We start from the raw sequence: 22,482 nt of genomic DNA, 5'->3' as shown, positions 1-22,482 counted from the left end.
CGCGATTCCTTTTGTGGCTCCCGTCAGGCGGCCCCGCCCAGCAGGCCCTGCCTCGTGAGGTCAGCGGTGACCAGGCGGGCCAGTTCCGCTGCACCTGCCCGGTTGGGGTGCAGGGTATCGCCGGTCATGAACAGGGCGAGTGTTTTTTCGGGCCCGATCTCGGTGAAGTAGGCGGAGGACAGGACGTTCAGGTCCACCAGCGGCACGTTTTCCTCCTGGGCCAGGGCCACTATGGAGTGCCTGTACCAGCGGTTGACCGAAGTGTGGATTCCGTCCACGAAGTCGGTGGCCCGGCCCTGCGGCGTGACCAGGACGGGGGTGGCGCCCGTAGCGGCCACCTGGCGGACCATGTCGCGCATGATCTCCTTGAACTCGGTTTCGGTGGTGGCGTTCTTCGCGGCGGTGTCGTTGATGCCCATTTCGAGGAGGAACAGGTCGCCGGGCTTGATGTACTGCAGGATGGCCTCGAGTTGGCCGTCGTTGCGGAAGCCGCGCGCGATCTGCCCGCCTGTTGCCATATTGCGGATGTCGAAGGCCTCCGGGTCCACGAACTGCGGGAGCATCTGGCCCCAGCCGCCCTGGACGCTTGTTTCCAAGGGGTAGTAGTTGGCCACCGTGGAGTCGCCGCCCACCCAGATAGTCGGGTCCATCTCCGGATGGCGGGACACCTTTTCAATCTCCAGCGAGCTCAGGGTAAAGGCCGTTCCCACCTTGCCCTCGGTGACCAGCAGGTTCAGCTGGCCGTCCGTCACCGGGATCTCAAAGGAATCCGTAGCGCCGTTGCCGGTGAGGTTCATGGCCTGGAAGACCCCTTCGGCCGCGATGCTGGCCCGCGAGGTGTCGCCCAGGGTGACCGTGACTTTATACAGGCCCTCCTTCAGATCCACGTTGAACGTGTTGGTGCTCTTGGTTCCAAACTCCAGGAAACGGACTGCATCACTGCCGGCGCCGCTGCCCTTTGCCGGGACGTTGGCCATGTTTTCGGGGGTGTTGAAGCCGTAGCGGCTCTCGGGGCTGTACGTGTCCGTTGCGCTGACTCCGGTGTAGCCCTGCTCTACGGGACCGGCGCCGAAGTCGAAGCGATAGTTGCTGGGCTCGGCATTGGCTGCGGGAGCGGACACCGTGAGTCCCGCGCCTGCCGCCAGTGCGGCCAGAGCGAGGGAACAAGCCATCGGCCTATTGAACCTTGATCGGAAGGTGGGGAGTTTTGCTGTCACGTTCATCTCCTTTGATGGGGGTGGACTTTGTACGCATCGTTGTTGTATCGATTCAAAAATGCGCTGAGTAACGGATGGCCTGAGGCCTGGCGATGTGGTGAATGGCATGCTGCCGGTGTTACAAAATTTGTAACAGCGCTAAACGTTCGAAGTCAAGACAATTTGGGAGATCGGTGTGAGATTTTGATGTTTCCTGTTTGCTTGCAAAAGTGATGCCCCCGTTACAGGCGCCTTTTGCCGCGGGGGCTGTTAGCGTGGAGGCCCAGCCACAGAAGGAGGAGCGATGTCCATCAATTCACCTGATTCACTGCCCGAGGATGAGCCGCAGGACGGTTCGGCGGGCGGCAAGGGCAATCCCGACGGCGGTATCCCCGGCGGCAAGGACGGCGTGGGTATATCCGATGGCGCCGAGCCCAACACCTTTGAACCTGAAGAGGATCCTGATGCCACGGCGGGGCCTGCTGACTGAGGTACCTTGAGGAGGTCCCGGGGCTCCTCTCAAGGTTGGCTCAAGATTGGCCGAAGGTGCCCGTTTTGGCACTTTGGCCAACCTACTGACCGGTAGTTTTTAAGTGCTTGCCCGCCATTTCCCCCGGCAGGGAAGCAAGAAGCCCCCGCGCTGGAGCCAGACTCGCGCGGGGGCTTCCCCCGTGTTCGGGCCGTGTCAGCGACCTGCCAAGTTTACGTGTTCGAAGTGCTCAACAACCGGGAACGGGTCATAGAACCGGTGCAACAGGGCCCGCCACTGCTGGTATTTCGGGGACCCGCGAAAACCCACCGTATGGTCCTCCAGCTTCTCCCACTCGACCAGCAGCAAATAGGTGCCAGGGGATTCGATCGATCGGGACAGGGACAACGAAACGAAGCCCGGCATCGAAGCAATGATGGGACGGGCCTGGCGGAACGCGGCCTCGAATTGCTCCTCGCGGCCAGGGACGACGGAAAGCAGCGCATGTTCGGTAATCACTGGGCAAGTCTGGCAGACCGGTGGCGGGGAATACGCCTGGCTAGGGGTTATTGATCCAGTAGCGGCGCTTGCCGTTGCGCGTGTCCTCATACCGGCCACCGTTTTTCTCGATGGTTGCCCGCGATCCGGCGTTGTCCTCGTCGCAGGTCAGGAGAACCCGTTCGATCCCCAGTGTCCGCGCCACGGGAAGCGCGTCAGCAAGGGCTTGCGCTGCATGGCCCCGCCGCCTGGCACTGGGCCTGACGCTGTAGCCGATGTGCCCGCCTTCGTTGAGGAGGTAGCCCGTCAACTCGTGCCTGATGGCCAGCGAGCCGAGGAAAGTGCCGCCGTCGACAATCCAAAGGTAGGTGCAGGGCACAAAGCCGGGCTTGCGCACGGTTTCGGGCAGGGCGTCCTTGACGAGGGCATCGACGAAGCGGCCAAACACCTGGGCGTCCTTGAGTTCGTCCAGGGACCAGCCGTCGGCGCCCGCACCGTCCTGCCGGGCGCCGCCAAACTCCGCGGCTGCTTCAAGCCAGGACCGGTGGAAGCTGATGTTTGGGGCAATGAGCTGGGCCATCACAAGATCCTACGGTGCCGGGCTTCCTGCCGGCCGCGCCCGGCGAGGGCGTTCGGCGGAAAACAGGCACTGGCCTGTACTATCGCCCGGGACCCTAATTTGCGGACTGAAAGGGGACAATCAATGGCGCGCACTCTCGCGGCACCTACAGCCCTCGGGGATCCGATCGGGCGGGACGAGCTACTGCAGGAATACGGTTTGGCATCCCCAACTGGTCAGGGCCTGCTTGTCACCGGCGCCGAGCAGTCAATCGAACCCCTTCAAAACCTCGTTGAGCTGGCCGCCAAACTCTGCGGCGTGCCTAACGGGGTGATCAACGTTGTCACGTCCGACGAGCAGCGCCAGGTGGCCGCCGTCGGTTTTGAAGCCGCGGTCTGTTCCCGGCAGGACTCCATGTGCGCCAAAGTCTTCCTCACCAGTGAAACGACTGTTGTTACTGATGCCTCCCTGGATCCCCGCTTCGCTCCTTCGGGCCTGATGCGGTCGTGGACAGCGAGGATTTGACGCTCCACGTGGACCGGGCCAGCTGCGCACCCTGTTGCAGAACCTGGTTGCCAATGCCGTGAACTACCGGAGCCCGGACCGGGACGTTAAGGTGCGGATCAGCGCGACTTCCAACTATCACGGAGCCATGGTCCTGGTGGCGGACAACGGCAAGGGGATAGCTTCCGGGGACCGGCAGCGCGTGCTGGAACCCCTGATCCGGCTGCACCGGGAGGGCGACGGACAAGGTTCGGGCCTGGGCCTGACCACCTGCCGGCGGATTGCTGAAGCGCATGGGGAGAGCTGAGCCTGAAGGAGACGCCGGGCGGCGGCACCACCGTGGTGGTCAGCTTCCCGGCCGACCAGTACGACCGTTAGACAGGCCCGGGCCTGTCTAACCCTGGCCCGCCAGGGCTTTCCTGACAGCGGCCGCCAAGGCGCTGCGGTGCTCGTCCAGCCAAGCGATCCGCTGATCTTCCAACCGGATCTTCGTGTAGTCGTTGTCGGAGAGCTTTTCGCCGTGCCGTGAACGGCTGATCCGCCCCAGGCCGCGCTTCAACCGTTTGGCCTCCAGCAGCAGCGGAAGCGCCTCGATCTCTGCCTCGGTAGGCCACAAGTCCCGGCTGTAAGCGGCCAGCAGTTCAGTGACCCGGTTGAGGTCGAGGGCGACCTTATTGTCGGCTTCGCCTGGACGGGTGTAGACCTTGCCGACGTCGTGGACGGCGACGGCAAGGTCCAGGACGCGCACGTCCGCGTGGGCACTGTCGAAGTCCAGGACGCCCACTATCTCGCTGCCGTTGAATACCAGGCTGCCTCGTCGGGCACCGCCGTGCACCACCACCCGGGGCAGGTGTGGCAGGATGGCGATTAATTGTGCGACCAGGAGCGCGGTCCGGGTTCTCAGGGCCGGCTCTACCCCTTCGTCATCTGCCCGTGTACGCAGTTCAGCCAGCACGGCGGGTTCGGTTACTGCGGCTGGAAGGTCGGCCACGGTCTGGTGGTACCGTGCAAGCGTTCGTCCCATAGCCCGCACGTGCGCCGGCGATGCATCGATGAACGGTGTCCCTTCGACTCCCCGCGTGGCGATCCATAACCGGCCGGCAAGCTCGGCGTGGTCCTTGCCCGAGCTGGCCGGGGCCACCTCCGGTGCGGGAAATCCCCGCTCCCGAAGCAGCCGCATCAGGCGGAGTTGGAGGGCGAGTTCCTCATGCGGTTTGGATCGGTACGAGCGGCGCAGGTAGTGGACACCATCCGCGGCTTCAACGCGCAGGTGCTCGTTCTTGCCGCCTGCCACGGGGGCAACTGATTTCCAGCCGCCCAGCGGCCACAGACTCACGAGCTCTGACAGCGGGAGCTCCACCCCTGCACGGTCCAGCAGGACGCCCATAGTTGACGTCATGCTCCTGCCCGCCCTTCCGCCACCCGGTAGAATTCCTCCCGGTAGCGCCGGAAGACATCGTTTGCACCGTTGCGCCAGTCGGCGTCCCCGTTTTTCACGTCGCGATTGAGGCTGTGGAATATATACCGGCACCAGTGGAACCGCAGGTTTCGCAGCCGCTCGACGCCAGCTGCCTCCCGATACGCGCCGAGGAAAGCGTTGCACGGCTGGTCGGCCCGGGAAATGTCACCGGTGGCTGAGTGAACGCCTTGGCGCAGCCGGTGGAGGAACTCGGCCACATCGCGGGCGGGGTCTGCCGGGGCGCTGCGGTCGAGGTCAATCACCGTAACGGTGTCCTCGGTCAGAAAGACGTGGATCGGCCGGTACTGCCCGTGGCTTTGGGCCTGGACGCCGTCCAGGGTGTCATGGGTGAGGTCGTCCAACCGTTCGAGCATGCCCAATGCCACCTCAGCGTAGCCAGGACGGTCTGTCGCCACTCTGACAAGGCGTTTAGCCAGGCTGGCCAGTTCCCCTGTCACCAGCAGGGAGTGTGGAGCCCCGATCCGGAGATCCACCTTATGCAGGTGGGCCAGCCACGATCCCGCTCGGGCGCAGCCCTCGATGAGCTCAGCGCCGTCGTCGAGTACTTCTGACAGTGCCTTGCCCGGGGCTCCCTGGCACAGCAGGACCTTCTCTTCCCCGCACCACGCCAGCGGCTCAACAGCCTGGAACGGGGAGCCGGCGCCCAGCCCGGCATTGCGCAGGGCCTGCAATTTTGCGTGCACGGCAGGGCCATCCTCGAAGGGGAACAGCTTGGCGAAAACAGGGGGGCCGTCGTCGAGATTAATCTCCACAGTGGCGGCTCCCGATCCGTCCAGCTGAATCACCTTTGTTGTCCACGTCCCTCCGTCCGAGGCGCCCGGAACCGCCGGACCCAAGTGTGGGCGGACATAGCGGTTGAGGAACTCCGGTGCACAGACCCGTTCGGCACGATTGACCTGCTGCTCCTTGATATGGCGGTGTTGGGATGGGACTTGGGTGCGGTTCATGCGTCATCCTTTACTGGGAAGGGGTGATGGGTAATGCAGCAGCACGTGCGCTGCCGATTCGGCTGAGGGATCTATGACGCCGGACAGCGCATGCGTCCTGCTGCCGTTGACACCAGCCCTCAGGTCGGTTGGGTCCGGCTGGAAATTAAGCCCGGTCACGGTCGGCTTCCTCTCCGGTAGATGGCGGGCTGGTCAGGTTCGACTATGGGCTGCGGCGAGGGGTGGCGCCCATTGCCCTGGCTGGTGCCGTTCCACGTGGGGCGTAAGCCGGTGATGCCTTGTAGACGGCACATCTCGCTGTAGAGGCCGCCGCCGGCGATGAGCCGGTGGTGGGTACCGCGTTCCACTACCCGGCCCGCATCCAGGACGATGATCTCGTCCGCTGCCATGGCCGCAGCCATGCGATGCGTGATGATCACTGTGGTCCGCCCGGAGGCCACCTGCCGGAGGGCCTCCAGCAGCGCGTGCTCGGATTGGGCGTCCAGACCCGTCGTCGGTTCGTCGAGCACGAGGATAGGGCAGCCCTGCAGCAAACCGCGCGCCAGCGCCAAACGCTGTTTCTGGCCTCCGGACAGTGTTGCCCCGCGTTCGGCCAGCACGGTGTCGTAGCCGCGGGGCAGCGCCTGTACGAAGTTGTGGGCCTGGGCCGCGCGGGCTGCGTCCTGGACCTCTTGGAGTGACGCGTCCGGCCGGCCGTATGCAATGTTCTCCCGGACGGATGCCCGGAACAGCACGGCGTCTTGGGTAACCAGCCCCACCTGTGCGTGCAGGCTCTTGCCAGTCAGGTCACGTAAGTCTGTGCCGTCCAGAAGGACCCGGCCTCTGGTGGGGTCCTGCAACCGGCACATAAGGGCGGCGATTGTTGATTTCCCTGCCCCGGTGGGTCCGACGACGGCCACGGAACTGCCCACCGGGACCGTCACGTCCACATTCCACAGGACGGGGCGGTCATGGGTGTAGGCAAATTCGACCGCGTCCAGGCTCAGCTGCTTCCGGGGTGGGCCTGCGGGAACGGCACCGGGTTTGTCCTGGATGTCAGGGCTGCGCCGGAGGGTGTCCGCGATGCGTGCCGCGCGCACCCCGGCACGAGTCAGCTGGGCGGGGAGCTTGGACAGGGCGCGTGTTGGACCGAAGAAGTCACGCAGGTACGAGGTGAAGATGACCAGGTCTCCTGGTGTTAGCGCACCTTCGAGCACACGCTGGGCTCCAAGCCAGATCAGACCTGTGGTGGCTACGGCCACCACAGCATCCACGGCGGCGCCAAACGCGGCGCTGGTGCGCGCCGAGCGCAGCACAGCAGAGACGGAGGCATCGGAGTGGCGGCGGAAGCGCTTGGACTCGTCCTCTTCCCGTCCTGTGGCCTTGACCAGCTTGATCGCTACCAGTGACTCCTGTGCCACGGCCGCCAGGTCGCCCTCGCTGTCGCGCGCGTCTTCTTCCACTTTGCGGATGCGGGCCCGAAAGCTGGACACCGTGAGCAGCAACAGTGGCAGCACCAACAGCAGTGCCAGGCTGAGTTGCCAGTCCATGATCAGCAGCACCCCGGCCATGCCGCCCAGGGTGAGCACGTGCGTTGAGGCGTCAACGAACGTCACGGTAAGCAGTGCCCGCACTTTGTCGACGTCTCCAGTCAGGCGGGTGGTCAGTTCACCTGTTGGTGTCCCTTCGTGGTACGCAAGGGGCAGCCGCTGCAGATGATCATAGAGCTCCGTGCGGATCGATGCCGCGACACGTTCGCCGATCACGGTCAGGACATAGCTTCGGACTGCACCGACCAGGGAGTCCAGTACGGCGATGCCGGCCAGCGCCACGACGACCAGGACCAGGATGTACTGGACGTCCTGGCTTGTGGGATTCCCGCTCGGCAGCAGCACTTCGTCGAAGAGATACTTCAGCGGCCACGGCTTGAGCAGCGCGATGCCCGTCCCGGCGACCGCGAGCAGCGCGGCCAGCAGGCAGCCGGGCCACTGCGGGCGCAGGAATGGCCCGAAGGTACGCAGGATCATGTGGGCATGCATGACCGGAATAGGGGTGCCTGGCGGGTGTGCCGCTGCGGCAGCCATGGGAGTCCGACGCCTGCTGGTTGGTCTCACGGGGACCTCCCTCCGGCGGTGGCACTGAGGGCCTCTTCCCAAGCGTCCAGCCAGTCAGGGACGAACGAGGAGTCCTTTACCGGGCGCACCACGAGGCGGTAGAAAAGGACCTCTGCGAAGGTACGGGCAACGTAGGCAGGGACGGACCGGACTGCACCTTCATCGCCGCCGGCAGCCAAGTAGTTTTCCAGGAACGTGTCCACCCAAGGCACGGCGGCCGCCAGGTTTCCATGACGGGAGGCGCCCATGGTCAGCGTCTGGCCGATGAAATGGCCGAGGTCCCGCGCGGCAGGGGCCCAAGCGGCGCGGTCGAAGTCGATTACCACGAGACGTTTCCGGTCCAAGTGGATGTTCTTGGGTTGGAAGTCCCCGTGTGTGAGCACGCGGGACCCATCCGCCCGGGCCAGCTCCTCAACGGTGGCTGCGGTAAGCTCAGCCACTCTGGCGGCGACCTGGGGAAGGAGCCCGGCCAACGCCTCGGCATACTCTGCCAGCTTGAGCCGCTCGAAGTCTGCCGCCAGGTCGGGCACATGAACACCCCTGACATGGTGGAGGCGGGCCAGCCAGCGCCCTGCTCGGCCCGCTTCGGGCGCGGCGGATCGTGGGTCGCCGTCAAGGAGTGAATGCAGCGTGGTGCTCGGGGCCTCCTCCTGTGCGAGGAGCTGACGGGACGGGTCATACCCGTATGGTGCAGGGACCCTGAGGTCACCGTCGTCGAAGCAAACTTCACGCAGGCTCCTGAGCAGCCGCCATGCCTGCTCGCCGCCGCCGGCAAGGTAGGCCTTGCCGATTACTGCCAGCAGAGTTGAGGTGCCGGACCCTGAGCCAAGGGCTACGGTCCACCGGACAACGGGCCGGCTGCGGGAGGCATGCACAACCGAGCGTGTGAGCACTTGCGCCCGTCCCGGAGGCAGGGCATCAAGCGGTGGCGGCGAGGTGAGCAGAGCCTCGGCAATCGCCTGCCTCAGCGCACGTGCATCAGTGTCAGGGTTTGGTGCACTCACGCCGGGTCTCCCGTCAGCTCGCGTGCAGCCAGGGCGGCGAGCCCTTCCCGGGCCGACGTCATCTTTTCTTGGGCGACCTCCTCGTTGATCTCGCCGAGGCCGATGAGCAGGTGGAAGGGTCTTGCTTGCGCGCGCAGGCTGATGAGGACGCCGTGTCCCGGTTCCTGTGCTTTCGGGTCGCACCATGCGCTGCCTTCGTCGTCGGCCAGCACCACCCATACCTGTATGGCCCGGTTGGAGGCGCCCCGCCAGCTGGTTCCTCCAGTACGCTGCAGCTCTGCCACGCCGTAGCGGAGTAACCGGTAGTAGTCGGGCGACAGGCACGTATGGACGGTGACCCCGTCTGCGCCCGGAGGCAGGTCGTAGGCCACCAGCAGAGATGGGACAGCGTCGTCAAGGACCACCTTTTTGGACAACCCGAACAGAGGGCTGTCCTCCTGCACATTCCTCAGCTCCGATACGATCATGCCGTCCCCCCAGTGGATGCTGACTTCGTATCGGTCGTGGACCCCTCCGCCATCGGCAAGGCCGCCGGGGTGGTTGGCTGGGACGTCCATGTAGATGTTCAGCTCCTCCTGGCGGTTCCAGTCGTCGGTGGGGTTGCCGATCACCAAAACGCCTCCCTTCGCGCCGCGGTAGGCCAGGTAGACCAGCCGACCACCATGCTCGGGCGCGAGCACCGCGAACAGGTGGTCGCTTCGCATCACCAGCTCCTCGGCGCCGTCCTCGTCAATGTCAACCATTTCGGCCTCCAGCGGGCGGGCCTGCCGGCCAAACCACCTCGCCGCAGCAGCCAACACGCAGGCGGCCCGCCCATGGCTTGCCACAGCCTTGGCCCAGGCGGCCGGCATCCGGTCGGGGTGGTCAGTGTCGTGCCATGCCGTCTCAAATCCAGAAGCAAGCAGATGCTTCCAGGCCAGCGCCGTCAGCCGGCGTTCTGCACCCGCTTGCTCTGCGTCGGCCACCACACGGCGGGCCCGGGCGAGGTGCTCTTGATAAGGGGCCCACGCCTCGTCCTTGGACCAGCCGCTGTAGTCCTCTCCCGCGTGCCAATCCTTCGCCAGCTCCACGAAGGTTCCGCGTTCCACAACCCGAACACCGGGGCTCCTCCGGCGCTGGCGAAGCCACGATGAGAGGTCCACAGGTAAAAGCTTGGGCTCGGTGGCAAGCCAACGCAGGAACTCCTCATACCGGCCGAGTGCACTGGGATGCCACGGCCCCACTCCCGCGCTCCTTTCCATGTCGTCCGCATACACCAGGACGCTGTCATCACCGGGAGCCGTTGGGAGCGCGGCGGCCCGGGACAGGCTACGCCAGTGGCTCCTGTCATCAGGAGGTATCCAGTACCGCAGCCGGGTCGACATCGGCACCACCTGCAGGCCCTTCCCGCCCTTGATCCGGTATGGGCGGAGGGCATCCGAAGGCGGAGGGCTGGCAGGGTCAGCCCCGTCAAATTCAACCCTGTCGCTGACTCCGTGGGCACCGTCGGAGGGATACAGCAGCCGGTCATCAAGCAGGACGTAACGGTATCCGCCATTTGGCAGCCGAGGGTCGGTCAGGACCTTCGCAAGGCGGTCCGTATCCCACACCCGCTCAGGGACCCAGCAGATCTGCAGATCGCTCGGGGCGCACCCGAGGTGGTGCCGGTAGAGCCAAAACAACTCCCGCAGTTGCCGCCGGTTGTATTCCCTATCGAAGGCGGTCAGGATGTTTTCGGAGTATGTCCCGCCCGTGAGTGAGACCAGGCCGACGTCGCGAAGCCGGCGGACCTCCGCCAGGAACCAGGGGTGCTGCCAGGCCGCGGCTTCAATCAGTGTCCCGGAGAAGTGGAGGTTCAGCGGGATGCGGTACTTCTCGTGCATCTGCAGCAGCGCACTGTACCCCCTAACGAGCGAGGTCAGACCCTCCCGGTCCTCATAGCCGTCGGTAATCAGGAACTGATTGGCATGATGGACGAGCGCCAAGGGAAGCGGAGCGGGACACGGCCTCGAGGGGCGTCGTGGTTGGGCGGTCTGTTCGGTGCTCCGGCTGACCTCCACGTGACTGCGTGAGTGCAGGGCCTCCTCGTACACGGCCACGTACTCACGCCCAGGCACCCGCCAGGAGAAGTCCGCCTTCATTGCCCGCCGCTGGAGATGGTTCATTTCAGGCATCCGTGAGTAGACTGCCAGTGCGTTATCCACAGCCGACAGCATGGACGCGACGCGCCGTTGCACGAAGACGAACCCCAGACCTTCGGCCGGGTCCTCGGCGTAATCCGTCACGGTGTCGGCGAGGCCACCGGTGCGGCGCACGACGGGGATGGTCCCGTATTTCAAGGCGATCAGCGGCGTCAACCCGCAGGGCTCGAAAACGGACGGCGCAAGGAAGAAGTCACTGCCTGCGTAGACCTGCCGTGCCAGGGACTCACTGGAAGTGGGAAGGTAGCTTACGCTTCCGGGGTAACGCCGGGTGGCCGACTGCAGTTGGCGCCGGTACCGAGGCGCACCTTCACCCAGCACCACCACCTGGGCTCCCCGGGCGACAAACTGCGCCAAAGCGGAAGTCAGCAGGCTGATCCCTTTCTGGGATACCAGCCGGGCGACCATGCCGAAGACCGGTTGGTCTGGAGAGGACTCAAGGTTGCTCAGCTTCTGCAAGACTTTCTTGTTCGCGCCCTTGCCTGCGATAAAGTCACCGTTGTAGCGGGTGTCAATCCACGGGTCCTGCCCGGGGCTGAACTCGGCGTAGTCGACGCCATTAAGGATGCCCCGCGAGACGTCCCTGCGGTCGCGCAGCAGCCCGTCCAAACCCGCTCCCTGGGCCGGGGTGAGGATCTCCTCCATGTAGCGGGGACTTACGGTGTTAATCCGGTCTGCGAACGCGATACCCCGTTGGAGCAAACTTCCGCCCTGTGGCAGTCCTATCAGCTGGTTGGTCGCCGCACCTACAGGCCCCTGATAGGTGATGTTGTGGATGGTGAAGACGATCCCAGTACTCGCTAACGCCTGCCTGTGCAGTCCCTGCCGGGCTTCCTGCGCCACGAGCCCGCAATGCCAGTCGTTGCAGTGGATGATGTTCGGACGCCACTCTTCCCGGGCAGCCAGCGCTGTGACTGCTTTGGAGAACAGCACAAACGGCATGACATCGTTGTCCTGGTAGCTGTACGGCAACTCCCGGTCGAACCACCCCTGAGCATCAAGTGCGAGGACGTCCACGGCGCCCAGGGACGGGAGCCGGCGAACAATGACTCGCTCGGTTATCGGACCGAACGGCACATCGATCGTCAGCACCGGGCTGCCTCCGAGGCCCCTGTAGGCAGGGATGACGAGACGGACGTCAAGGCCCAGCTCGGATAATCTCTTCGGCAGAGCACTGCTGACATCAGCCAGTCCGCCCACCTTCATGAAGGGGTACGCCTCGGCGCTGGCGAACAGCACCCGTTGCAGCGGAACGGCCGCGACAGTAAAAGTGCCCTCCGGCGGTCCCATCTTGCGGAGGGCGCCGTCCTTTTCACCGTTGGTGGGGAGAGACAGTTCAGTGCGCATGGCGTTGGCATCGTGGGTGCAGAATCAATCCGGATATTCCGGTGCGGTTCGTCTTAGGGCCAACGTCAAGGCTTAGGCGGAGGAGCAGTGCCATGATTTCCGTTCCCATCATCGATCGGAACGGCTCCACCGCCAGTTCCGATTACTGGGACGCCTTATTCAGGCTCATGGGGTGCCATGGCTGTAGGAGAATGCTGAATTGCCACCCGCAACCCGGCACGCCCCCGGCATCGCGGGGACGGAACTGGCCGCGTAAGAACTGAGTCACGCGGCCAGACAAGACTTTGCTTTCTACGAATTTCCCATCGCGGACAAGCGAAACCATGCCCATTCTGACATAGCGAACTGTTTGTCCTCATCGGGCAATCACCCCCTTTATTGGGCGATACTTCCCCTTTTTACGGGCAATAATCCCCCAATGCGGGTGATAAACCTCCCCCGCAATGGGGGCAATAACCCCTGGGCAATACCGGCAATATCGGGCAATAATCCCCCAATGCGGGTGATAAACCTCCCCCGCAATGGGGGCAATAACCCCTGGGCAATACCGGCAATATCGGGCAATAACCCCCCCATGCGGGTGATTACCCTATTTGAAACGGCATGATGAGCAGTCAGGGCCGGCTGCAGTTGCAGCCGGCCCTGACACAGCGGTTCAGTTCACCCTGATCAGTTCAGGTCGAAGCGGTCCAGTTCCATGACCTTGGTCCAGGCGGCCACGAAGTCGTTGACGAACTTCTCCCTGGCGTCCCCGCTGGCGTAGACCTCGGCAAGGGCCCGCAGCTGCGAGTTGGAGCCGAACACCAGGTCCACGGGGGTGGCCGTCCACTTCAGCTCACCGGTGGCGACGTCGGTGATCTCGTAGACGTTCTCCTCCGACTCGGATGCCTTCCACTTGGTGCCCGGCGAGAGCAGGTTGACGAAGAAGTCGTTCGTCAGGACCTGCGGCTTGTCCGTCAGCACGCCGTGGCTGGAACCGCCAACGTTGGTGCCCAGGGCACGCATGCCGCCCACCAGCGCCGTCATCTCCGGTGCGGAGAGGTCCAGCATGTAGGCCTTGTCCAGCAGCAGGGTTTCGGGCGGGAGCTTCGAGCCGGGCCGCAAGTAGTTGCGGAAGCCGTCAGCCTTCGGCTGCAGGTACTGGAAGGACTCGACGTCGGTCTGCTCCTGCGCGGCATCGGTGCGTCCCGGGCGGAACGGCACGGTGACGGGGAAGCCGGCGTCGGCAGCGGCCTTTTCCACTGCGGCGGCACCGCCGAGGACGATCAGGTCAGCGAGGGAGACCTTCTTGCCGCCCGTCTGCGCGGCGTTGAACTCCTCCTGCACGCGCTCAAGGGCCTGCAGCACGGTGGACAGCTGCCCAGGCTCGCTCGCTTCCCAGCTGCGCTGCGGCTCCAGCCGGATCCGGGCACCGTTGGCACCGCCACGCCGGTCCGTCTTCCGGTACGTGGCAGCCGAGGCCCAGGCCGTGCCTGCCAGCTGCGGGATGGTCAGGCCGGAGTCCAGGAGTTTGGCCTTGAGGGAGGCAATGTCCTGTTCATTGATCAGTTCATGGTCGACGGCGGGAACGGGATCCTGCCACAGCTGCGCCTCCGGCACCCAGGGACCCAGCATGTGCGGGCCAACCGGCCCCATGTCACGATGCAGCAGTTTGTACCAGGCCTTGGCGAAGGCCAGGGCGAACTCGTCCGGGTTCTGGAGGAAGCGGCGGCCGATTTCCTCGTAGACGGGGTCGAAGCGCAACGACAGGTCCGTGGTCAGCATGGTGGGGCGGTGCTTCTTCGCGGGATCGTGGGCGTCCGGGATGATCTCGGGCGCGTCCTTGGCAACCCACTGGTGGGCGCCGCCGGGGCTCTTGACCAGTTCCCATTCGTACTCGAACAGGATCTCCAGGAAGCGGTTGCTCCACTGCGTGGGCTTGTCAGTCCACGTGACCTCAAGGCCCGAGGTGATGGTGTCACCGCCCTTGCCGCTGCCGTAGGTGCTCAGCCAGCCCAGGCCCTGTGCCTCAAGGTTGGCACCCTCCGGTTCGGGACCCACGTGCGCATCGGCCGGGCCGGCGCCATGGGTCTTGCCGAACGTGTGGCCGCCGGCGATCAGCGCGAACGTCTCTTCGTCGTTCATCGCCATGCGCTTAAACGTCTCGCGGATGAAGGCGGCAGCAGCCACGGGATCGGGATTGCCCATGGGGCCTTCCGGGTTGACGTAGATCAGGCCCATTTCGGTGGAACCAACGTCTTCGGACATCTGGCCTTCGCTCACGTAGCGCTCGTCGCCCAACCAGGCGTCCTCAGGGCCCCAGAAGATCTGCTCGGGCTCCCACACGTCCTCGCGGCCAAAGGCGAAGCCGAAAGTCTCGAAGCCCATGGATTCCAGGGCAACGTTGCCGGCCAGGACCAGCAGGTCGGCCCAGGAGAGCTTCTGGCCGTACTTCTGCTTGACCGGCCACAGCAGCCGCCGGGCCTTGTCCAGGTTGGCGTTGTCCGGCCAGCTGTTCAGCGGCGCGAACCGCTGGCCGCCGTCGCCCGCTCCACCGCGGCCGTCATGGACGCGGTAGGTACCGGCCGCGTGCCAGCTCATGCGGATCATCAGGCCGCCGTAGTGGCCGAAGTCCGCCGGCCACCAGTCCTGTGACGTGGTCAGGACCTCGGTGATGTCGCGCTTCAGGGCCTCGACGTCGAGCTTCTGGAATTCCTCACGGTAGCTGAACGACGGGTCCAGCGGATTGCTCGCCTTGCCGTGCGCGTGCAGCACGGAAAGGTCCAGCTGGTTGGGCCACCAGTCCTGGTTGGTCCGCGGCCGGTGGCCCTTGGGCTGCGGGGAATCGATCGCCGGGTTTTCACTTTCACTGCCCTGGGCTGTGGCGCTGCCATGGGCCACCGGGCACCCGCCCTCAGCCTTGCTGTCCAGGCCTTGGGCGCTACCCGGCGTGGGGACTGGAGGGTGTTCCTGGCGGTCGGTCATGTGCTTCCTTCCATCGGGTCGAGGCCGTGGAGCGGACTCGGGGGGGGCCGGTTCAACCTTCCCATTTGAACATAGGCGGGCCGCCCGGGGGAGGTCCTCTTTGTCCGGAAAAACTGCAGGAACTTGTCCGGGAAAACTGCAGGAACAATAGGAAACGCATTGCGTCGAGCGCTTCCCCTGCCCGTCTACCTGTGGATGGCGCGGCCCGCGGACTCGGACAACCCCGCCGTGCCGCCGGTCATCGCGCTCGCCGAACGCGTCTGGCCTGGCGTTTCCGGAGCGGCCACCGCATAGGTGCGGAATATCTGCCTAAGGCTGCAGCTTGTCGCTAGGAGGCCGTCGTCGGAATTAACATCCCGGCCCGACCAAGCACCCACCAGAAGGAGCACTATGACCATCGGCGCAGGAATAGCAGCGGGCAACGGACGGACGGCCCTCGTCGTCGGAGCCACCGGAATCGCGGGGTCTGCCCTGGTGGATACCTTGGTTGGACAAGGCTGGGCGGTCCTTGCCTTGTCCCGCAGGCCCGGAGCCGAGCGCGCCGGCGTCAGGTGGCTCGCCGCAGACCTGACCTCGGCTGCCTCCCTGGCCGCCGTACTTGGTCCGGAGAACCCCTCACATGTCTACTTCACCGCGTGGTCCCGGCGTGCCACGGAGGAAGAGAACATCGCCGCCAATGCCGGCATGGTCCGTGACCTCCTCGCAGCCCTCCGGGGAAAGGAAGTGGCCCACGTTGCCCTGATGACCGGCCTCAAGCACTATCTCGGACCGTTTGAGGCGTACGCCGCCGGGGAAATGCCGGACACGCCCTTCCACGAGGAGGAACCGCGCCTTCAGGTGCCCAACTTCTACTACGCCCAGGAGGACGAACTTTGGGCGGCGGCGGCTCAGCAGGGCTTCACCTGGTCCGTGCACCGTGCACACACCGTGATCGGGCACGCGGTGGGCAATGCCATGAACATGGGCCTCACGCTCGCCGCACAGGCCACCCTGTGCCGGGAAAGCGGCGAGCCGTTCGTCTTCCCGGGATCCGAGACACAATGGAACGGGCTGACCGACATGACGGATGCCGGTCTGCTGGCCGAGCATATGCTCTGGGCCTCCACCGCTCCCGCAGCCGCGAACGAGGCTTTCAACATCGTCAACGGTGATGTGTTCCGCTGGCGCTGGATGTGGCCGAAACTCGCAGCCTACTTCGGCGTGGAGTGGGAGGGATACCAAGGTGAGCCACGTCACCTGGAGCAGTCCATGGCGGGCCGCGAAGACCAGTGGCGGCAGCTTGCCGCTAAGCACAACCTGAGCGAACCGGAGCTGGACCGGGTGGCGTCCTGGTGGCACACGGATGGTGACCTGGGGCGCAATATCGAGGTGGTGACGGACATGGGCAAGAGCCGTGACGCGGGGTTCACGGGGTACCGGCGGACGCTGGACTCGTTCACCGCACTCTTTGACCGCTACCGGGCGGAAAACCTGATTCCCTGATGGTGGAGGCCCATATATCTGTCAGTAGGGCCAGCCGTACGCCGTGCGGAAACCCGCCTCAGCGGCTGAATCGTTCAGGTCGGAAAGTCTCCAGCATTGGGTGCTTTTGTCCGGTGATGATTTCGAAGGAGAGCAGTTCTCCGGCGATGAGTCCCACGGTCGCTCCAGAGTGGGAGAAAGCCACAAAGCAACCCGGGAGTTTTTCCAATTCTCCGAACACCGGCTGGCCATCTCCCGGTACCGGCTTCCGACCGACCCTGCAGCTGGCAGCTGTGAGCTGGGGATTGCCTTGCAGGAGCCGGGAGGCTTCTTCAGTCAGCTCCTTCACCACCTCATCCGGCATGGAAAAGGTACCGTCTGCTGCTTCCACTATCTGCTCCTCGTACCACGAATGATCGAGTGCGAGGCTGCCTCCGGGGTTGGGTCGAACTGCTGCCCGGGGTGTGTTCAGGACGGCTTCAAGGTCAGTGTTCGCGGGCTCGGTAATGACGAGCGCGGAGAGAGGTGATGCGTCTGCGATATAGACGCCATGCTCTTTAACAACACTGGGTGTAGCGGCTCCACAGGCGACGACCACTTTGTCGGCGGTGTACCTGGTGCCGTCTTCTGTTATGACGCCTGCTGCCATTCCGTCTGTGGCGAGGACCCGTGATTTGCCTGAGTTCGTAACCAGCTCGCCCCCGCGGGCCCGGAACTCTTCCATAAGATAGGCCACCAGGTGCGGGAGGCTGACCCATCCTTCTCCGGGGTTGAAGACTGCAGCGTCTGTGACCGCTGTGTCATCGATTCCGGGGGTGAGTGCCGAAATTTGCTCGGGTTTGATCAGGATGGAATCGTACCCATGGGATTGCTCGTACTCATGCCGGGCTTCCGCCTTCGGCGCGTCCCCGGCCGGTGCCCAGAAGAGGCCACCCTGGAACTGCAGCCATTCCCGTGTGGGGTCCTCTGCGAAGAGCGTCCGGTAGCGGTCAATGCCAGCCATGCGCAGGTGGTGATAAGCGTGGGATCGATGTCCTGCAGAGTTCAGCCACGACAGGGAACGTCCGGTTGCACCGCTGGAAAGTTCACCTTCCGTAATGAGGACCACGGAAGCCCCGCTACGCAGGAGATGGACGGCCGTCGAAACGCCCAGGATGCCGCCTCCCAGGACGGCGACGTCGATTTCACTTCTGGTGGAAGTCATTTCTTGGGACTCACTTTCTTCAATTTGAATGGTTGCTTTTGTTCGCGGTGCGGCTGACTCCGTTTCGACCGGGAGTCCCAGCCCGTCCGCCCGGTAAGTCCATGTGGCCGCGGCGCCCGCACTGGGAGGCATAAGTTCGCCTTCATTGATCCAGGCTTCGACGGTTTGGTCTTCAGCCTCGGTGGTCCACATTCCGGATAACGGACAGTGGCTTCCGGTCTTCGTTTCGCGATCAGCGCCAGCTTCGAAGTTTGCGGGCCTCACGCGCAGGAGGACATTTTGCACCCCATCCCATGCCGGCAGGTCTTCAGGGGCTGGTGGCGCGTGCGGTCCCGGAAGGGCTGCCGGTACGGGTGTGCGCCTTTTCAAGGGCTCATCCTTTCGAATATCACAACTAGTGGGGAACGTTCCCAAAAGATGTTGTGATGACGCTACAGCTGACCCGTGCAGCTCGTCAATAGGTCGCTGTGGTGCCGCGGGGCGTTTCCGACGCTGCCCGAATCAGCGACTTCCCGGTTCGATTGAGAACGATCCCAAAAAGCGTTGACGTGTGATCCAGCTCATGTCACACTCGATATCAGATCCCGATGGGAACCTTCCCAAAATTTCTCACTGCGGGACCAAAGACCCCTAACAGCAGCCGCACGACAGGCAGGCAGAAAATCATGAGTCTAAGAATCGGTGTCGACACCGGAGGTACATTTACGGATCTCTGCGCGTTCGACGAATTGACCGGACAGGTCCATGTCCGCAAGGTCTCCTCTACTCCGGATGACCCAGGCCGGGCCATCATCCAGGGAGTCCAAGAACTGCTTGACCAGATCGGCGGGCGGAATATCGGGGAGATCAGTTACTTTGCCCATGGGACCACCGTAGGTACAAACGCCCTCCTGACTGGACGCGGCGTGCGCACAGGACTGATCACCACCAAGGGCTTCCGGGACTTGCTGGAGCTGGGCCGGGGACGCAGGCCGCACATGTACGACCTCCAGGCGGATAAGCCGGAGCCGTTCGTTCCCCGGGACTTGCGCGTGGAAGTCACCGAACGCGTGCGTCACGATGGCCGGGTGGAAACCGGCCTGGACCCCAATGAAGTCCGGGCAGTGGTCCGCGACCTGAAGGCCAAGGGCGTTGAATCAATTGCGGTGTGCCTTCTGTACAGCTACGTCCGCCCGGAACACGAGCGTGAAATCGGCCGTATCATCGCCGAGGAATTTCCGGAAGCCTATGTCTCCCTGTCCAGTGAGGTGCTGCCCGAATTCCGTGAATTCGAGCGGCTCTCAACGGTAGTGACGAACGCTTATGTCGGACCGGTCGTTGCCAAGTACCTGGCACGGCTTCGGAGTAACCTTGCGGACGCCGGGCTTAAGTGCCTTCCGCACGTCACACAGTCAAACGGCGGCATCATCCCCTTCCCGACGGCGGAAGAACTTCCGGTCCGCCTTGTCCTGTCAGGCCCAAGTACAGGCGTGGTGGGAGCTGCAGCCATCACCGCGGCCGCAGGCAGCCCGGACATCATCACCTTCGATATGGGCGGAACATCTTCGGACGTTTCGCTCGTCCAGAACGGCACCCCCAAAGTCACCTCCAGCATGGAGCTCGACGGCCGGCCCATCCGCTCTCCCATGCTCGACATCCACACCGTCGGTGCCGGGGGCGGTTCAATCGCCTGGATCGACAGTGGAAACCACCTGCGTGTCGGCCCCGCCAGTGCCGGAGCCTTCCCCGGACCAGCCTGCTACGGCAACGGCCAGGAAGCGACTGTGACCGATGCCAATGTGGTTCTGCAGGTCCTGAATCCTGAATACCTGCTTAACGGCCAGCTCAAAATCGATGCGCAGGCTTCACACCGGGCGATAAAGGCCATCGCAGACCCGCTCGGCCTGTCAGTGCCGGAAGCTGCACAAGGCATCATCCGCGTGGTCACGGCCAACATGGCCCGCGCCATCCGGGTTATCTCTGTGCAGCGCGGATACGATCCCCGTGATTACGTCCTCGTGCCATTCGGAGGAGCCGGTCCGCTGCACGCGTCCCGGCTGGCCACCGAACTTGGAATCAACAGGATCATCGTTCCGGAGACCCCCGGTGCCCAATCCGCCCTGGGGCTGTTGATGACCGACATCCGCAGCGACTTCATGCGGACCAAGATCCTGCAGGTCACTCCCGAATCCTCCAGCGGCTTCAGTCAGGTCTTCGCCGAACTCACGGACCAGGCTTCCGCCTGGTTCGCCGAGGAAAACATTGGAGAGGACCGTCGAAGCCTCCTGCGCCGTGTCGAGATGCGCTACGCCGGGCAGAACTATGAACTTCCCGTCGATGTCCCTGACGGTGCCCTGGACGAGGAATCGATCAGCTCACTGATCGAAGCCTTCCAGCGGGCCCACGACCGGATGTACGGCTACAGCGCCCGGAACGAAGTGGTCGAGGCCGTCACCTTCCGCGTCCAGGCCATCGCCACCGTTCCGCGCGCAGACCTGCGCCGCTCAAACTCGGAGGGGCGCAAGCCTGAAGGCGCCATCATCGGATACCGGGATGTCTTCCTGCCCGAAAAGGCAGATTACGTCCCTTGCCCGGTCTATGACCGCTCCAAGCTGGACGTCGGCCACCGCGTTGCCGGACCCGCGGTCGTCGAACAGATGGACACCACCACCCTCCTCTTGCCATCGGACGTCTGCGTTGTGGACGACCTGCGCAACCTTGTCATCGAAATCCGCAGGAGCACCAGTGAATAAGCCCGTTTCAGCCGACTCCGCCCGCCTGGACACTGTCCTGGTCGAGGTCATCGGCTCCGCACTGTCAACCATCGTGGAGGAAATGGGCGGCACCCTCGTCCGTGCCGCCTACTCCACCAACATCAAGGAACGCAGGGACTGCACCGCCGGACTCTTCGATGCCAGCGGACATGGCATCGCCCAGGACGAAGGAGGCTCGCCACTGCATCTCGGATCATTGATGGGCATCGTGGACGGAATTCTCGCCCGCTACCCGCTCGAAGAGATCGCCGAGGGTGACACCTTCATCGGAAACGACCCCTACAGCGGCGGTGGCTCGCACCTTCCAGATATCGTCCTGGCCACCCCCATCTTCATCGATGGCGTGCTCACCGCCTGGGCGGCCAATCTTGCCCACCATGCCGACTTCGGTGACCGCGGCCACGCCCACATCTTCCAGGAAGGCCTGCGGATCCCGCCTGTGCGCCTGATCAGGGCCGGCATCCTGCAGCAGGAAATGCTCAACCTGATCCTGCTCAACTGCCAGGTACCCCACGAGCGTCAGGCCGACCTCCGGGCCCAACAGGCAGCCAACCGCTTGGCCTGCCAACGATACAAGGACCTGTGTGACCGCTACGGCCGGGAGGTCATGGTCTCCGCCGCCGCCGAACTGTTGGACTATACAGAACGCCGGACCCGGGCAGCGATCGGAAATATGCCTGACGGCGTCTACACCTTCACCGACAAATTCGACTGCCCGGAGCTCGACAACGAACTCGATCTGCAGATCCGGATTACAGTCTCCGGGGAGGAAATCCTGTTCGATTTCGACGGCAACCCGCCACAGGTGAGGGCCAGTGTAAACGTTGTCTGGACGGCACTTTACGCATCCGTCTACTACTCGTTGAAGAGCCTCATCGACGCCGACATCGTGCCGAACGCCGGCCTGTACCGGCCGGTCCGTATCGAGGCGCCTCAAGGGTCCATCATCAACTGCCAGGAACCAGCCGCTGTCAATGGACGCAGCGAAACGTGCCAACGCATCGTTGACCTGATCCACGGCGCCCTTGCCGAAGCGGTGCCCGAACGCGTCACCGCGGCGAGCAATGGAGCCAACACCGGCGTGCACTTCTCCGGAAAAAACTCACGCACCGGCAAAGAGTTCGTCTACCTGGAAACGATCGGCGGCGGATGCGGCGCCCGGGCCACCAAGGACGGGCTCGACGGCGTCCAGGTCCACATGACCAACACCTCCAACCTGCCGGTTGAGAGCCTTGAAGCCGAATACCCCCTGGTCATCGAAGCCTACGAACTGATCCAGGACTCGGGCGGGGCGGGGCGCCACAGGGGAGGCCTTGGCATCCGGCGCGCCGTCCGGGTGGAAGATCCGGACATCCACTTCTGGCTTGATACCAGCCGGCAGAAGTCCCAGCCCTGGGGACTGGACGGAGGGATGCCGGGAGCCAGTGCGAAAGCAGTGCTCAATCCGGAAGCACGGCCTATCGACCACGGGTATACGGTGCTGCAGCCAGGTGACCGGGTTGCCATTGAGACGGCCGGCGCCGGCGGATACGGCTCACCCGCACTCCGGGAAGCGGAGCAAGTCGCCCGCGACCTGGCCGAACAGAAAATCTCGGACGCCTACGCTCGGCAGGCCTACCCGAACCAGATGCAGGACCTCACCAAGTCCGACGGCTCCTGACCAGGAATCGTGCCAGGGCCGCCGGTGGGCGGCGCAGCAGCCCGCCGGCGGCCCGGCACTTCAACTGAAAACGCTCGCAAATTTTTGTTTCCCGTAACAGTCGGCTTTCGGCCCGGCAAAGACGCTGTGCCGAAAGTCCCCCGCTGACGCCTCGAGGCTCAGC

At 64.2% G+C, this 22,482-nt stretch carries 17 protein-coding genes; 7 read left to right on the top strand and 10 right to left on the bottom strand.

Annotation, left to right across the window (positions count from 1 at the left end):
• Positions 1-23 precede the first annotated feature (23 nt).
• Entirely contained in the window at positions 24-1,172 is a 1,149-nt protein-coding gene (locus tag FBY36_RS06220) for a rhamnogalacturonan acetylesterase (RefSeq protein WP_142117816.1), read from the bottom strand.
• Positions 1,173-1,500: 328 nt separating this feature from the next.
• Between FBY36_RS06220 and FBY36_RS06215 the strand changes: the two genes are divergently transcribed.
• Complete coding sequence (locus FBY36_RS06215) at positions 1,501-1,686, top strand: hypothetical protein (protein ID WP_142117814.1); 186 nt, start codon at positions 1,501-1,503, stop codon at positions 1,684-1,686.
• A gap of 195 nt (positions 1,687-1,881) precedes the next feature.
• Here FBY36_RS06215 and FBY36_RS06210 read toward each other — a convergent pair whose 3' ends face one another.
• Entirely contained in the window at positions 1,882-2,184 is a 303-nt protein-coding gene (locus FBY36_RS06210) for an antibiotic biosynthesis monooxygenase family protein (RefSeq protein WP_142117812.1), read from the bottom strand.
• A 40-nt stretch (positions 2,185-2,224) separates the two neighbouring features.
• Positions 2,225-2,743, bottom strand: coding sequence for a GNAT family N-acetyltransferase (locus tag FBY36_RS06205; protein ID WP_142117810.1), 519 nt, complete (start codon positions 2,741-2,743; stop codon positions 2,225-2,227).
• A 198-nt stretch (positions 2,744-2,941) separates the two neighbouring features.
• Here FBY36_RS06205 and FBY36_RS20795 point away from each other — a divergent pair, with 198 nt between their 5' ends.
• Positions 2,942-3,247: a GAF domain-containing protein gene (locus tag FBY36_RS20795; protein ID WP_235008738.1), complete on the top strand. Its 306-nt coding sequence runs from the start codon at positions 2,942-2,944 to the stop codon at positions 3,245-3,247.
• 34 nt (positions 3,248-3,281) lie between these two features.
• Entirely contained in the window at positions 3,282-3,533 is a 252-nt protein-coding gene (locus tag FBY36_RS20790; protein WP_235008737.1) for an ATP-binding protein, read from the top strand.
• An 87-nt stretch (positions 3,534-3,620) separates the two neighbouring features.
• Here the strand turns inward: FBY36_RS20790 and FBY36_RS06195 are convergent, their stop codons facing one another.
• From FBY36_RS06195 to katG, 6 genes are all read right to left on the bottom strand, one after another.
• Complete coding sequence (locus FBY36_RS06195; protein ID WP_142117808.1) at positions 3,621-4,625, bottom strand: phosphotransferase enzyme family protein; 1,005 nt, start codon at positions 4,623-4,625, stop codon at positions 3,621-3,623.
• Positions 4,622-5,653, bottom strand: coding sequence for a phosphotransferase family protein (locus FBY36_RS06190; RefSeq protein WP_142117806.1), 1,032 nt, complete (start codon positions 5,651-5,653; stop codon positions 4,622-4,624). The genes FBY36_RS06195 and FBY36_RS06190 overlap by 4 nt, the downstream gene beginning before the upstream one ends.
• A 155-nt stretch (positions 5,654-5,808) precedes the next feature.
• Positions 5,809-7,659 carry an ABC transporter ATP-binding protein gene (locus FBY36_RS06185; protein WP_160141879.1) on the bottom strand — a complete coding sequence of 617 codons (1,851 nt, stop codon included), beginning with the start codon at positions 7,657-7,659 and terminating at the stop codon, positions 5,809-5,811.
• Between the two features lie 83 nt (positions 7,660-7,742).
• Positions 7,743-8,750: an aminoglycoside phosphotransferase family protein gene (locus FBY36_RS06180; RefSeq protein WP_160141878.1), complete on the bottom strand. Its 1,008-nt coding sequence runs from the start codon at positions 8,748-8,750 to the stop codon at positions 7,743-7,745.
• The gene (locus FBY36_RS06175; protein WP_142117800.1) at positions 8,747-12,277 is read right to left on the bottom strand and encodes a glycogen/starch synthase; all 3,531 of its coding nucleotides are present in this window, start codon (positions 12,275-12,277) and stop codon (positions 8,747-8,749) included. Before FBY36_RS06175 ends, FBY36_RS06180 begins: the two co-directional genes overlap by 4 nt.
• A gap of 669 nt (positions 12,278-12,946) precedes the next feature.
• Positions 12,947-15,241 carry a catalase/peroxidase HPI gene (gene katG / locus FBY36_RS06170; protein WP_142117798.1) on the bottom strand — a complete coding sequence of 765 codons (2,295 nt, stop codon included), beginning with the start codon at positions 15,239-15,241 and terminating at the stop codon, positions 12,947-12,949.
• 159 nt (positions 15,242-15,400) lie between these two features.
• Here katG and FBY36_RS20990 point away from each other — a divergent pair, with 159 nt between their 5' ends.
• Together FBY36_RS20990 and FBY36_RS06165 are read left to right on the top strand one after the other, a co-directional pair.
• Entirely contained in the window at positions 15,401-15,535 is a 135-nt protein-coding gene (locus FBY36_RS20990; protein ID WP_268815549.1) for a hypothetical protein, read from the top strand.
• A gap of 96 nt (positions 15,536-15,631) precedes the next feature.
• The gene (locus FBY36_RS06165) at positions 15,632-16,723 is read left to right on the top strand and encodes an SDR family oxidoreductase (protein WP_142117796.1); all 1,092 of its coding nucleotides are present in this window, start codon (positions 15,632-15,634) and stop codon (positions 16,721-16,723) included.
• Between the two features lie 58 nt (positions 16,724-16,781).
• Here FBY36_RS06165 and FBY36_RS06160 read toward each other — a convergent pair whose 3' ends face one another.
• A complete protein-coding gene (locus FBY36_RS06160; protein ID WP_142122514.1) occupies positions 16,782-17,906 on the bottom strand; it encodes an NAD(P)/FAD-dependent oxidoreductase in 1,125 nt (374 codons plus the stop codon).
• A gap of 665 nt (positions 17,907-18,571) precedes the next feature.
• Here FBY36_RS06160 and FBY36_RS06155 point away from each other — a divergent pair.
• Together FBY36_RS06155 and FBY36_RS06150 are read left to right on the top strand one after the other, a co-directional pair.
• Complete coding sequence (locus FBY36_RS06155) at positions 18,572-20,638, top strand: hydantoinase/oxoprolinase family protein (protein ID WP_142117794.1); 2,067 nt, start codon at positions 18,572-18,574, stop codon at positions 20,636-20,638.
• Positions 20,631-22,319, top strand: coding sequence for a hydantoinase B/oxoprolinase family protein (locus tag FBY36_RS06150; protein WP_142117792.1), 1,689 nt, complete (start codon positions 20,631-20,633; stop codon positions 22,317-22,319). Before FBY36_RS06155 ends, FBY36_RS06150 begins: the two co-directional genes overlap by 8 nt.
• Positions 22,320-22,482: the final 163 nt, after the last annotated feature.

Source organism: Arthrobacter sp. SLBN-122 (genome assembly GCF_006715165.1).
Taxonomy (GTDB): Bacteria; Actinomycetota; Actinomycetes; order Actinomycetales; family Micrococcaceae; genus Arthrobacter.
The sequence above is the reverse complement of the archived record's forward strand: the minus strand, read 5'-3'. Positions and strand labels throughout refer to the sequence as shown.

Coding starts and splice junctions, on each gene's coding strand:
- FBY36_RS06220 (WP_142117816.1), bottom strand. CDS start 1,172: ATGGCTTGTTCCCTCGCTCTGGCCGCACTGGCGGCAGGCGCGGGACTC.
- FBY36_RS06215 (WP_142117814.1), top strand. CDS start 1,501: ATGTCCATCAATTCACCTGATTCACTGCCCGAGGATGAGCCGCAGGAC.
- FBY36_RS06205 (WP_142117810.1), bottom strand. CDS start 2,743: ATGGCCCAGCTCATTGCCCCAAACATCAGCTTCCACCGGTCCTGGCTT.
- FBY36_RS06195 (WP_142117808.1), bottom strand. CDS start 4,625: ATGACGTCAACTATGGGCGTCCTGCTGGACCGTGCAGGGGTGGAGCTC.
- FBY36_RS06190 (WP_142117806.1), bottom strand. CDS start 5,653: ATGAACCGCACCCAAGTCCCATCCCAACACCGCCATATCAAGGAGCAG.
- FBY36_RS06185 (WP_160141879.1), bottom strand. CDS start 7,659: ATGATCCTGCGTACCTTCGGGCCATTCCTGCGCCCGCAGTGGCCCGGC.
- FBY36_RS06175 (WP_142117800.1), bottom strand. CDS start 12,277: ATGCGCACTGAACTGTCTCTCCCCACCAACGGTGAAAAGGACGGCGCC.
- katG (WP_142117798.1), bottom strand. CDS start 15,241: ATGACCGACCGCCAGGAACACCCTCCAGTCCCCACGCCGGGTAGCGCC.
- FBY36_RS06165 (WP_142117796.1), top strand. CDS start 15,632: ATGACCATCGGCGCAGGAATAGCAGCGGGCAACGGACGGACGGCCCTC.
- FBY36_RS06160 (WP_142122514.1), bottom strand. CDS start 17,906: ATGACTTCCACCAGAAGTGAAATCGACGTCGCCGTCCTGGGAGGCGGC.
- FBY36_RS06155 (WP_142117794.1), top strand. CDS start 18,572: ATGAGTCTAAGAATCGGTGTCGACACCGGAGGTACATTTACGGATCTC.